At 35.8% G+C, this 13,670-nt stretch carries 9 protein-coding genes; 5 read left to right on the top strand and 4 right to left on the bottom strand.

Features of this window, described 5'->3' with window-relative positions; genetic code table 11:
* The first annotated feature begins 166 nt into the window (after nt 1-166).
* From ndk to GQR59_RS18525, 4 genes are all read left to right on the top strand, one after another.
* A complete protein-coding gene (gene ndk / locus GQR59_RS13850) occupies nt 167-601 on the top strand; it encodes a nucleoside-diphosphate kinase (protein ID WP_160063665.1) in 435 nt (144 codons plus the stop codon).
* A gap of 58 nt (nt 602-659) precedes the next feature.
* Nucleotides 660-1,532: a prepilin peptidase gene (locus GQR59_RS13845; RefSeq protein ID WP_160063663.1), complete on the top strand. Its 873-nt coding sequence runs from the start codon at nt 660-662 to the stop codon at nt 1,530-1,532.
* Nucleotides 1,533-1,909: 377 nt separating this feature from the next.
* Nucleotides 1,910-2,458, top strand: coding sequence for a tRNA adenosine(34) deaminase TadA (tadA, locus tag GQR59_RS13840; protein ID WP_236546769.1), 549 nt, complete (start codon nt 1,910-1,912; stop codon nt 2,456-2,458).
* Entirely contained in the window at nt 2,451-2,621 is a 171-nt protein-coding gene (locus tag GQR59_RS18525) for a hypothetical protein (protein WP_170968573.1), read from the top strand. The genes tadA and GQR59_RS18525 overlap by 8 nt, the downstream gene beginning before the upstream one ends.
* A 66-nt stretch (nt 2,622-2,687) precedes the next feature.
* Here GQR59_RS18525 and GQR59_RS13835 read toward each other — a convergent pair whose 3' ends face one another.
* The 4 genes from GQR59_RS13835 to mltF form a co-directional block, all read right to left on the bottom strand.
* The gene (locus GQR59_RS13835) at nt 2,688-4,556 is read right to left on the bottom strand and encodes a putative bifunctional diguanylate cyclase/phosphodiesterase (RefSeq protein WP_160063661.1); all 1,869 of its coding nucleotides are present in this window, start codon (nt 4,554-4,556) and stop codon (nt 2,688-2,690) included.
* Nucleotides 4,557-5,236: 680 nt separating this feature from the next.
* Nucleotides 5,237-6,136, bottom strand: coding sequence for a DMT family transporter (locus tag GQR59_RS13830; RefSeq protein ID WP_160063659.1), 900 nt, complete (start codon nt 6,134-6,136; stop codon nt 5,237-5,239).
* Between the two features lie 664 nt (nt 6,137-6,800).
* Nucleotides 6,801-7,214 carry a CBS domain-containing protein gene (locus GQR59_RS13825; RefSeq protein ID WP_160063657.1) on the bottom strand — a complete coding sequence of 138 codons (414 nt, stop codon included), beginning with the start codon at nt 7,212-7,214 and terminating at the stop codon, nt 6,801-6,803.
* Between the two features lie 507 nt (nt 7,215-7,721).
* Nucleotides 7,722-9,533, bottom strand: a complete 1,812-nt coding sequence (gene mltF, locus GQR59_RS13820) for a membrane-bound lytic murein transglycosylase MltF (RefSeq protein ID WP_160063655.1) — start codon at nt 9,531-9,533, stop codon at nt 7,722-7,724.
* A gap of 194 nt (nt 9,534-9,727) precedes the next feature.
* Here mltF and purL point away from each other — a divergent pair, with 194 nt between their 5' ends.
* A complete protein-coding gene (gene purL / locus GQR59_RS13815) occupies nt 9,728-13,624 on the top strand; it encodes a phosphoribosylformylglycinamidine synthase (protein WP_160063653.1) in 3,897 nt (1,298 codons plus the stop codon).
* Nucleotides 13,625-13,670 lie beyond the last annotated feature (46 nt).

Genomic DNA, 13,670 nt, shown 5'->3' with positions numbered 1-13,670 from the left:
GAATGTCCTTAAGTATTTTTATTGGAAAGCATCTCTCTGTTCGATAAATACTCACCTATATTAATTAAATGTGATATTAACTTCCCCTGTAGTTATGTTGTTATTGATAGCTACTATCTATACGGGGTATATTGCACTTACAATTAATTTGATTTAAGGAGCTATTATGCCATTAGAAAGAACACTTTCCATGATTAAACCCGATGCTGTTAGTAAACAACTTACAGGTACTATTTTACAACGTTTTGAAAGTGCAAAGTTTACTATTGTTGCTGCAAAAATGATGCAGTTAACAAGAGAGCAAGCTGAAGGTTTTTATGCAGAGCATGAAGGCAGAGAGTTTTATGAACCACTTGTAGAATTCATGACGTCTGGACCGACCATGCTTTTAGTGTTGCAAGGTGAAAATATTATTCCAGCTTACCGTGAGTTAATTGGTAAAACGGATCCCACTCAAGCCGCACCTGGTACTATCCGTGCAGATTTTGCAGAATCAACTCGTTACAATGCGGTTCATGGTTCAGATAGTCCTGAGTCTGCTGCTCGTGAGATTGCTTACTTTTTTGTAGATGACGAAATTTGTGCACCTACAGTAAGTTAATCCATATTATTAATAAAAACAATTAACCCAAGTAACTCATTAAAAAGTAAAGGCAATTATGAATGAAGTGATCATGTTGATGGAGCAAGTTCCATCTTTCTATTTTGGTCTGATTTTAGTTTTAGGCTTATTGGTTGGTTCATTTTTAAATGTTGTGATTTATCGTTTACCTGTAATGATGCAAAGAAGTTGGGAAGCTGAGTGTGCTGAATGCTTCCCTGATGCCAATATCAAGGTCGAACAATCTACTTTTAATTTAGTATTACCTCGGTCTCGTTGTCCTAAGTGTAGCCATTTAATTGGCTCACTGGAAAATATTCCATTGGTAAGCTGGTTGCTACAAAAAGGTCGTTGTAAGCATTGCGATTGTAAAATACCTGTCCGTTATCCGAGTATAGAACTGCTGACAGGTTTAATGTCATTAGCCGTTGCTTACATTATTCCTTTTGGTTGGCCTGTTTTATATGCATTAATTTTTACTTGGGTATTAATTAGTTTAACCTTTATTGATTTTGATACGATGTTATTACCTGATCAACTAACTTTGCCATTAATATGGTTGGGTTTGTTAATTAATATGTCAGGTACATTTATTGGTTTACAAGATGCTGTTTTAGGTGCTGCTTTTGGTTATCTAACGTTGTGGTCTATCTATTGGGCTTTTAAATTATTAACGGGCAAAGAGGGCATGGGGTACGGTGATTTTAAATTACTGGCTGCATTAGGTGCTTGGTTTGGATGGCAAGCGCTGCCGTTAATTATTATTTTATCTTCATTTGCTGGTGCCATTATTGGCATTGCAGTACTTTTAGCATCAAAAGACAAGCAAAGCAGACCTTTGCCATTCGGCCCATATTTAGCCATCGCTGGTTGGGTATATTTAATGTATGGCGTTGAATTAACCTCGTTATATTATTCATTTATTTTATAAGGAATATATTTTCAAGTTATGTTATCTAAGCATACGATATATACAGAATATAAAATGAACTACGTATATGAACTACGTATATGAACTACGTATATGAACTACGTATATGAACTACGTATATGAACTACGTATATGAACTACGTATATGAACTACGTATATGAACTACGTATATGAACTACGTATATGAACTACGTATATGAACTACGTATATGAACTACGTATATGAACTACGTATATGAACTACGTATATGAACTACGTATATGAACTACGTATATGAACTACGTATATGAACTACGTATATGAACTACGTATATGAACTACGTATATGAACTACGTATATGAACTATATATATGAACTATATATGAACAAAGTCTATGAATTACATTATGAATGAACAAAGTACTGAAGCAGTAAAAACAGATGATTACACAGATCAGGATTGGATGTTACATGCGTTATCATTGGCTGATAAAGCAGAAGCAGTAGGAGAAATTCCTGTTGGTGCTGTATTAGTTAAAGATAACCAAATTGTTGGTGAAGGCTGGAACCTCTCTATTTTAGATCACAATGCCTGTGCTCATGCGGAAATTATAGCGATAGGCAAGGCTGGTAAAGCTTTGCAAAATTATCGTCTTACTGACTGTACTTTGTATGTGACATTAGAGCCTTGCCCTATGTGTGCAGGAGCAATCGTTCATGCCCGTATTAAACGCTTGGTTTATGGTGCTGGAGATTATAAGACAGGGGCGGCAGGCAGTGTCTTTAATTTGGTTTGTAACGATAAGTTAAACCATCAAGTTGACGTTACATCTGGACTCTATGACGAGCAATGTGCGAATAAAATAAGTGATTTTTTTAAACGTCGACGTAAAGAGAAGAAAGCCTTAAAGAAAGCAAACAAAGGAGAAAAAGATAATGTCTAGTAAAGTCATTAATTTTGAAATTGAAAAAGAAACTAAAAATAGTGTTCGCTATAAAGAAGTGCCTGAAGAGGGGACTGCTCCGATTGTTGGTAGTTTATATGTGCAAAAATGGTTTGCAGGTAATAGTAAAAATATTCAAGTGACGATTGAAAAGAAAGACTAATTTAAATTCCCCTTTAGTCGCCATTAACTTGAACTTGGCAAATTCTTATTATTTAGAATTAAACTATTAGTCATATGTAGTCGCATACTTTTTTGAAAATGCTATAAATTCTTTCTCAGGAAGAGCCTTAGCCCAATAATACCCTTGGCCACTATCGCAGTGTAATGTCTTTAGTAGACTTGCTACTTCCTGGCTTTCAACACCTTCTGCAACAGTGCGTAAAGAAAGCCCTTTAGCCATTTGAATAATCGCGGTAACTAAGGCCTTATTTTTAGGGTTTTGTTCTATATCTTTAACAAATGTTCGGTCAATCTTAAGCACTTCAATTTCAAATGCTTGTAAATAACTCAAATTTGAATATCCCGTTCCAAAGTCATCAATCGAAAAGCTAACACCAAGATCGCTTAAACTTTTAAGGGTTTGCTTTAGTTCATCTGACTTATCAACGAGTAATGACTCTGTCATTTCAAGCTCTAAATGCCGTGCTGGTAATCCTGTTATTTTCAGGACTGACTGCACTATTTTATAAAAATTATTACGTTTAAACTGTTGGGGTGAAACATTTACTGCGATTGAAAAATCATTAAAGCCAAGTTCAATAAATGATTTGCAAGTAACACATGCGGAGTATAAAACCCATTCACCAATTTCTACAATTAACCCAGATTTTTCTGCTTGTGGAATAAATGAGTCAGGAAATAATAAGCCTTTTTTAGGATGGTTCCAGCGAATTAATGCTTCTGCACCAATGATGTTTTGGGTTAGTAAATCAATTTGAGGTTGAAAGTAGAGAACGAACTGCTGCTCTTTCAATGCCTTCCTTAAGTCTGTCACCACAGCTATATAATTGTGCCCTTGGCGGTCCATGTAAGTATTAAAAAAATGAAAACTATTCCCTCCAATTGATTTTGAATGATACATGGCGGTATCAGCATTTTGAATTAAGGCATCAAACTCTACACCGTCACTTGGAAAGACCGAAATGCCAATAGAACAAGTGCAGAATAATTCATGATTCTGATATCGAAAAGGGGCTCTTATTGTTTTAATGATATTATGTGCCACCTGAGAAATAACTTCTTCATCTTTTGCTGACTGAAGAATAATAACAAATTCATCACCAGCAAAACGACATACAAAGTCCAAATTTTTCATTTCATTACTGAGTCTTTTAGATAACTCTTTTAGTAATTCATCACCTGTTTTATGGCCTAATCCATCATTTACTTGTTTGAAGTTATCTATATCAATAAACATCAAGCACACTTTTTTGTTGTTTTTGGACGTTGCTTCTTTAAAAATACTATGGGCCATCATTCTGTTAGGTAAACCCGTTAAAATATCATGGTGTATTAACTTTTCTATTTTCTTTTTTGATGCCAATGCTTGTGTATGTTCATCCGATAATTGATTCCACAATATGTGAAAGTCAGAATAAACCATCCAAGAAATAGAACTAATCAACAAAATGATCAATGAGATGGTTATTGAACTGTCTATATAGTTTGTATCGATCTCATTGATGTACCATCCCTGATAATTAACAATGGTGTTCAATAAAATAGATATACTCATAAAAGTAATTAAACTAATAAATAATTTTTTATACCCTACCATTGAGGCTACGATTAAAAGACAAGGGTAGGCTAATAATATTGGATCATAAATACCACCGTGAGCCCACATAAAAAAAGTCGCAAAAATAGTCATCACTGAGAGGGCTAAGGTAGCGGCAAATTGTACTTTTTGCTGCTTAGCTAAGAGGTAGACAGCGATAAGAATGATATTGGTAAGCACAATCAAAAATGAATGAAAATACTCTCCAAGATAAACCTTTTGAATAGATGACAAAAATAAGGTGAGTTCTACTGCCCAGAATATCTGAATAAGTCGTTTAGCTTTAATATTTGAGTGTAAGGTTTTATTTTTTATCATATTGCGTGTGTCTTTTTAAATGGTTAAAACGCTTCTCTTATAATACTTTTGATAACTTTGCTTTGTATTACTACCAGACTTACTTTGTTATCTAACCTTGTTATTTAACTTTTTTATTTAACGACTGTAGAGGTAAGCATTAATTAAAGCGTATTAATATTTATATGTTTATTTGATTTTTATCGCAAATATTAATGGGTAGAAATAAGACTTAATTTGTATTTATAGGGTTTTATTTTGATTTTTTGGGCTTTCCATTCTTATATTAACCTTAATATTGGAAAAGCAAATCGATGCCGCGCTGTTATTTTCAGGTGTTTTTGTGTTAAATCGCCCCCCAATAACAAATTATTGTTTTGATGATTTACCTTGAACTACATAAAACTAAGGGCTCGGTATGATATAAAAATATAATGGATTGGTATTTAATAATATCACCCTTCCACTATTCAAAGAGCAGGTTATATTAACTTTTAAGTAGGTTTTACTGAGAGTTTAACTACCACGATAAATAAGGTTGAGTTGTTAACTGGTGGTCTGTTTTGGGTATGTTTTTAGCCTTGCTATATTTTTTAGTTAGATTACTTATCTAATACCAATTGATATAAGTTTATTAATATTAGACAGGTGTTACTGATAACGATAAATGAAAGTTAATAGCTATCAGTAAAGTCATTTTATTAGAGGCTACTTTTATTTTCTTTGAGTTTTTTACGTTCGTAGTAAGTACTGAGCAATGAGCCAATTAATGATGTGGCAATAATTAATGCCATTAGAAGGTATTGGTTGAGTGTAAATTGATCTCCCACTAATATGAGCCCCATTAAAATACCGGCAACTGGGTTACTAATACCGGCAAAAGTAAACTCTACGACTGACATTCGACTCATTAACCAAACATATAAACCATAAGCTAATATTGTATTGAGGAAAACTAACCAAGCTAAGCCGATTACATTAAGTAAACTAATGTTCTTTAAAACTGAGATATATTGAGTTGGCGATGACAGGGCATGAGCAAAAGCAATAACCGTTAATATACTGCCACCAATAATTAATTGCCAACAGAGTACTGACCACCAGTGCATTTTACCTCTTAAGCCTTGAATGATATTACTACCAATTACAATACTCGCCAGTGCAGCAATCATCGCAATTAGACCCACTGGGTTGAGTGTTAAATTCAAAGGATCAAATAAAAACCATGCTAATGTAATTAAGGTTATGCCGGATATAAATTGTATTTTTGTAGGCTTCTTTTTGTGTAATAGCCAGTAATAAAACATGGCAAAGACAGGAAGCGAAACCATGCCTACACCTGATATTGCTGAAGGTAGAGTTTGAGCCATGATAAATAACAAGCCGAAAAATAGTGCAATATTGATTGAACCTAAACGTACTAAAATAGGCCAATGTTTTGCTTCTGGCATACTCGGCTTAATCGCAAGTAATAATAATCCGGCAGGTAGAGCACGTATTGCACCTAATAATAATGGAGGCCAACCAGGTAAAGAATATTGTGTAACTGCGTAGGTTGTACCCCATAAAAAAGCGGCCAACATAGCCAACAGAACATTCATAATTACTTACTCATTACTTAAAAGGGTGTGCACTCTGCCTTTGTTTGCTTGTTTTGTACAGTTGCTTTGCATAAAGAAATTTTTATTTAATCTATAATTGTAAAATTTTTCTTTTATTTCAAGTACATAATTAATTGTTTGAGTGGAGTAGTTGTTATATAAAATAGGTCTATTAATAAGAATATAAATGATCAGCGAGGAGTTGAAAGGTTCAGGAAATAAAAAATTTAATGGATGACTTGAAGCTCTGAAAACGGCAAATAAAAGATTTTTCTTATCTGCCGTTGTTTTTTAATCACTAACTTCAATTCTGGATAATGAAATCGTAATGCTAATAAATTTTAATATATTAAGTTTTTATACCCGTTGCCGTTCACCATGTTTTGTTGAGTCGTTAACTTGAACTCCAAATCAAGGTACAACATGATGACAATGATTAGTTATTATCGGAGATTACAATGCAGAGTTGGTTTTCAAGCTAACGACCCAGAGAGCAAGCTTTGAAGCAAACATCTTCGTTGTTAGAAAGTGACAATTTAACCCGTTAGATCTTCCTCTTTCTGCCTAGCATCTGTTCACCTCACCTTTCTTCATTTCACATCAACTCACTACTTGCTGAATTTTGCACCTTGAATGGTAAGGGGTATAGAGTATATTTGTAGCTTTACTGAGCTTTTGAGCAGAGAGACAGATTCTTTTGTAGATGTACCAATAAATCAGTACGTCTTAAAATAGCAATTAATTTACCGTCTTTAAGAACAGGGAAAATATTCTCCGTTTGTTTTTGGGTATTGATCGCCACTTCAGACAAATCTTCATCTTCATTTAAAAAAGTAAATTCTTCTTTCATAACATCGTTCACTGTTACTGGTTTATCACAATGATAAGCACTAATTAATAATGCTGTTTGGCAATCGATAAGTGACACCATACCAATCAGTTGTTTATTCTTATTAATGACTGGTAGTTGAGCTTGTTGGCTTGTGACTAAAATATGAATGATTTCTGTTAATGGTGTTTTACATTGAATAGTTATCGGTTGTTTGCGCATGATTTGTTTAACTGTTTGCTTATTCATATTTTTACCTTGGTCATCGTGTTTAGTTTATGTGGTAATAATATTTCAAATAGTTAGATAGGTAAAATCGATTGTATTTATCGATTTGATAGGTTTTAGTGTTTTTTTGTTTTTTGTTTTTTGTTTTTTGGGTTTTGAGTTATGAAACAGAAGTTAAATTAATATGATTAATGTAAGTCAGTTTTTATTGATTTATACCCAGTACCGGTCAAGTTGCTTTGTTCTGTGATTAGCTTGGAATCCAAATATATTTGTTATTAGAAAGGGGCGATTTAAGCCGTTATAACTTTCTCTTTCTACCTATAATTTGTTCACTTTACTACTTGTTGAATGTTGCACCTTGAATAGTAAAGTAACGGGTATAGTTAACTGATCATCTCTATTTTCTCTGGTATCGACTGTCATTTAGTAAGACGTGGCGAATATAAATAGAGACGTTTTATCAGTCATCATTTTGCCGTTATTTATTATTTTTCTTGTTACTACTTGTTACTAACAGAGCAGAACTTATTTACTCATTTTTTCAGTAATCGCTTTTTTTTCTAACTCAATCGCTTTTATTTTATCTTCTATTTCTGCTTTTTTCTCTGCTTCTATTTTAGCTTGCTTCGCTTTTTCAGCAGCAGCTAATTTTTCAGCCTCAGCCTTTTTCTCAGCTTCCGCTCTCGTTTGCTTTTCTTTTTCAATAGCGGCAAGTCGATCAATTTCAGCTTGTTTATCTGCTTCTATTTTAGCTTGTTTTGCTTTTTCAATAGCGGCAAGCCTTTCAATTTCAGCTTGTTTATCTGCTTCTATTTTAGCTTGTTGTGCTTGTTCAATAGCGGCAAGTCGATCAATTTCAGCTTGTTTATCTGCTTCTATTTTAGCTTGTTTTGCTTGTTCAATAGCCGCAAGTCTATCAATTTCGGCCTGTTTCTCAGCTTCTATCTTAAGTGCTTTCTCTTGCTCTTGGGCATGCCACGTTAAGGTTTTTAAATATTCTCGTATATTATCTACATAGTGTTTTGCTTCTCGTCCACGAGCATAACCATAACGTGTTTTTGTATACCATTTACGTTGATGTAATAAAGGTAAGTTTTCTTTTACGTCTGCCCATGAGTCAGGGTTTTGTTTTTTCATTTTGGTAATTCTTCGAACATCAAGTAAATGACCTAAACCAATATTATAAGATGCCAAAGCAAACCAGATCTTTTCATCTGCCGGGATACTTTCAGGTAATCTCTGAATTAATTGAGAAAGGTATTTTGCTCCTCCTTGAATACTTTGTTCTGGGTCTAAGCGATTTTTAACGTTAACAAATTTGGCTGTATCACGGGTTAACATCATCATTCCGCGGACGCCCGTTGGAGAGCGAGCTTTAGGGTCCCAATGAGATTCTTGATAACTGATTGATGCAAGTAATAACCATGGCACTTCTGGTGTCGCATATTTTTTAAACAGATTTTCGTATTTAGGTAATCTATTGTCGATTCTTTTTAGGAAAGTACGTGTATCGACATAATCAAATTCACCAATATGACCAAAATACTTTTCTTCTATTTTTGCAATGGTGCCTGATTTATATTGGTTACCCATGAATTCAATCATTGCAGAATACAGTGAGTCATCTTGTGCTTTGCGTATTAACCAAGCAACAGGTTGTTTTTCATAGATAGTGAATGCTTCGGCAAGTGATGGGTAATAACGTTGTTTTTGGGCCAACGTTGTACTATCTACGATGGCATATTCAATTTCTTTTTCAGCTATTTTTTGTAATAAAGATTCTTGATCTTCATTCTCTAATACCTTGATAACAAGGTCTGGGTATTCTTCTAAAGACTCATTAATATTTTCTTCATGGCTACTACCTTTTAATACGTTAATTGGTGCATCGATATCAGACATGTCACGCGGTCGATAGGTTCCTTTATGGTAAACAAGTTTTTGAGATAAATAATAATAAGGCGGTGAGCTACGATATTTTTCTGCTCGTTTTGGCGTTAATGTCAGTCCAGCACCTGCAAAATCAATCTCATCATTCTCTAATGCTGTAAATAACTCATCTAAATTATCAAATTCTTTAATAACAAGTTTCAATTTTAAATAAGTAGCGAATTTCTTTCCTAGTTCATAATCTAATCCACTGTAATTATCACCATCGTAACTATATGTTAATGAACTATTGATGGTTCCCATTATTAATGTTTGGCGAGTTTGCATCTCTTCTAAGTGAGTTGTATGTATAAATGGATTACATGCACTCAACAAATAGACCAATGCACTGGTTATAAATAATTTTAATTTGATCGCGATACAGGAAAGAAAAACAGGTTTATTCATAAGCAAAATGTGCCAATCCAGTTAGTAGAGTTGGTAGATTATCTAATAAACGATTTAAATATCCATTTATTTACCAATTAAGAGGGTTATTTATCATAGACTATAGAGTGTTTCTATTTAATAAAAAATGCTTTTCTTTTATAATATTGAGCTAAACCCAAGTTCATTTATTTATCCAACGAGAGTAATAACCTATGGAAATTTTGCGAGGGGCACCTGCCTTATCGACATTTCGTGTTAATCAGTTGTTGAAAAACTGTGAAGCATTAGATTTACCTGTGACAGGCATATATGCAGAATTTATGCATGCTGCAGATTTATCTGATTCTTTAAATGACCAAGAGTTAGCTGTATTACAAAAGCTATTAACTTACGGACCGAAGATAGCAGAGCATGACCCAGTAGGGATACTTCTCTTTGTCACGCCACGCCCAGGCACTATTTCGCCTTGGTCATCAAAAGCAACGGACATTGCTAAAAACTGTGGTTTAACTAAAGTAAAACGCTTAGAGCGTGGTATTGCTTATTATGTTGAAACGGCTACAGAATTAAATGCAGAACAAATTAAAGCATTAACAGGTTTATTGCATGACCGAATGATGGAAGTGGTATTAACATCGTTAGATGATGCGGCTACGTTATTTGTGCAAGGCAAACCTGGTGAAATGACTAGCGTAGATGTCTTAGGGCAAGGGCGTAGTGCGTTAGAAACAGCCAATGTGAGCTTAGGTTTAGCGTTAGCAACTGATGAAATAGATTACTTAGTTGAAAACTTTATCAAGTTAGGTCGTAACCCTAACGATATTGAATTAATGATGTTTGCACAGGCAAACTCAGAGCATTGTCGTCATAAGATCTTCAATGCCGATTGGACAATTGATGGCCAAAAACAGCCTAAATCATTGTTCAAAATGATTCGTAATACACATGAATTACATCCTGAACATGTTTTATCTGCCTACAGTGATAACGCAGCGGTAATGGAAGGTTACAAAGCAGGTCGCTTCTTCCCAAGCGTTGATGACCGTGAATTTGGCTACCACCATGAAGATATTGATATCTTGATGAAAGTAGAAACACATAACCATCCAACGGCTATTTCACCTTTCCCTGGCGCTGCAACTGGTTCTGGCGGTGAAATTCGTGATGAAGGCGCAACAGGTATTGGCTCTAAACCAAAAGCAGGTTTAGTGGGTTTCTCTGTTTCTAACCTACGTATTCCAAGCTTCGAGCAACCATGGGAAACTGATTTTGGTAAACCAAGTCGTATCGTTTCTGCATTAGACATTATGCTTGAGGCGCCTTTAGGTGGAGCTGCATTCAATAATGAATTTGGTCGTCCAAATATCCTAGGTTACTTCCGTACTTACGAAGAACAAGTTGAAAGCCATAATGGGAGTGAGATCCGTGGTTACCACAAACCAATTATGTTGGCAGGTGGCCTAGGTAATATTCGCCGCGAACATGTCCAAAAGAAAGAAATTCCGGTTGGGGCTAAGCTCATTGTATTAGGTGGCCCAGCAATGAACATCGGTTTAGGTGGTGGTGCTGCATCATCAATGGACTCAGGTGCTTCATCAGAAGATTTAGATTTTGCTTCAGTACAACGTGAAAATCCAGAAATGGAACGTCGTTGTCAGGAAGTGATCGACCGTTGTTGGCAGATGGGTGAAGATAACCCAATCCAATTTATTCACGATGTCGGTGCTGGTGGATTGTCAAATGCAATGCCTGAACTTGTGAATGATGGCGGACGTGGTGGTATTTTCGATCTACGTGCGATTCCAAATGATGAGAAAAGTATGGCGCCGCATGAGATTTGGTGTAACGAATCTCAAGAACGTTATGTAATGGCGGTTAAGCCTGAAAACTTAGCAACCTTTGAAGCCATTTGTAAACGTGAACGCGCATTATATGCTGTGATCGGTGAAGCAACTGAAGAGATGCATTTAACGCTTAACGATGCTGAGTTTGATAACAAACCAATCGATATGCCGTTAGAAGTATTATTAGGTAAAGCGCCTAAAATGCATCGCGATGTAAAAACACAAACAGCTCAAGGTAAAGCATTAGATCTTTCTGGTGCAACGGTTAAAGAAGCGGCGGAACGTTTATTACGTTTACCGTCTATTGCTGAAAAAACTTTCCTTATTACTATTGGCGACCGAACTGTTACTGGTTTAGTGGCTCGAGACCAAATGGTTGGCCCTTGGCAAGTACCTGTTGCCGATTGTGCAGTAACTGCTGCAAGTTATGATACTTACTTTGGTGAGTCGATGGCATTGGGTGAACGTACACCTGTTGCATTGCTTAATTTCGGTGCTTCTGCTCGTTTGGCGGTGGCTGAATCAATTACTAATATTGCTTGTTCTGATATCGGTGATTTCAAACGCATTAAATTATCTGCTAACTGGATGTCTGCAACGGGTCACCCTGGTGAAGATGCTGGTTTGTATGAAGCGGTTAAAGCCGTTGGTGAAGAGTTATGTCCTGAATTAGAACTGACTATTCCTGTTGGTAAAGACTCAATGTCAATGAAGACGCGCTGGCAGGAAGAAGACGGTAGCGAGAAAGAAGTTATCTCTCCATTGTCTTTAATTATTACTGCATTTGGTGCGGTTCGTGATATTCGTAATACGGTAACACCGCAATTACGTACCGATCAAGGTGAGACTGATTTAATTTTAATTGACCTTGGTAATGGAAAAAATCGTCTAGGTGGTTCATCACTTGCGCAAGTTTATAAGCAGTTAGGTCAAACAACACCTGATTTAGATAATCCTGAATTATTAAAAGGGTTCTTTAATGCCGTACAAACACTAGTTGCAGATAAAAAATTATTAGCTTACCACGATAGAAGTGACGGTGGCTTATTCTCAACAATCACTGAAATGGCTTTTGCTGGACATTGTGGTGTAACGGTTAAGCTTGACCAAGTAGGTAGTGATGATTTTTCTGCTCTATATTCAGAAGAACTAGGCGCTGTAATTCAAGTTAAACGTGAAGATAAAGAAGCAGTCTTAAATACGCTGGCTGGACACGGTTTATCATCAAGTTCATTAGTGATTGGTTCATTAAACACAACGGATAAAATCGAATTTATTCGTGATGGGGTAGAAGTTTTAGCTGCTAAGCGTGCTGAATTCCGTGGAATCTGGGCTGAAACAACCCTTAAAATGCAATCGCTACGTGATAACTCTGAATGTGCACAACAAGAGTTTGATCTTAAATTAGATGATAAAGATCCTGGCCTATCAACTAAATTAACCTTTGATATTAACGAAGATGTTGCTGCTCCTTATATTGCTAAAGGTGTTCAACCTCGTATGGCAATTCTACGTGAACAAGGTGTAAACTCTCAACAAGAGATGGCGGCTGCCTTTAACCGTGCTGGTTTCTCGGCGATTGATGTTCACATGAGTGATGTCTTATCGGGTGATGTTCAGTTAGAAGACTTTGCAGGCTTAGTCGCTTGTGGTGGTTTCTCTTACGGCGATGTACTAGGTGCAGGGGAAGGTTGGGCTAAGTCAATCTTGTTTAATGAACAAGCTCGTAACCAATTCCAAACGTTCTTTGAGCGTGAGAATTCATTTGCACTAGGTGTTTGTAATGGTTGTCAAATGCTATCGAATCTTAATGAGTTAATTCCAGGTTCTGATTTATGGCCACGTTTTGTTAGAAATAACTCTGAACGTTTTGAAGCGCGTTTTAGTTTGGTTGAAGTGCAAAAGTCTAACTCATTGTTCTTAAATGATATGGCGGGTTCACATATGCCAATTGCTGTTTCTCATGGTGAAGGCCGTGTAGAAGTGAAAGATAGCTCACATCTTGCTGCTATTGAGGCAAGTGATACTATTGCATTACGCTTTATTGATAACTATGGTAACAATACTCAAGCTTACCCAGCTAATCCAAATGGTTCGCCAAATGGTATTACAGGTCTTACTTCGAAAGATGGTCGTGTCACAATCATGATGCCTCATCCGGAGCGAGTATTCAGGACGGTTGCTAACTCTTGGCACCCTGATGAATGGAGAGAAGATAGCCCATGGATGCGGATGTTTAGAAATGTTCGTAAACAGTTAGGTTAGATAATAGCAATAAAAAAGGGAGCTTAAGTTCCCTTTTTTTATCTTT

The organism is Psychromonas sp. L1A2 (assembly GCF_009828855.1).
GTDB lineage: Bacteria > Pseudomonadota > Gammaproteobacteria > Enterobacterales > Psychromonadaceae > Psychromonas.
This window is presented reverse-complemented; position numbering and strand designations above follow the sequence as displayed.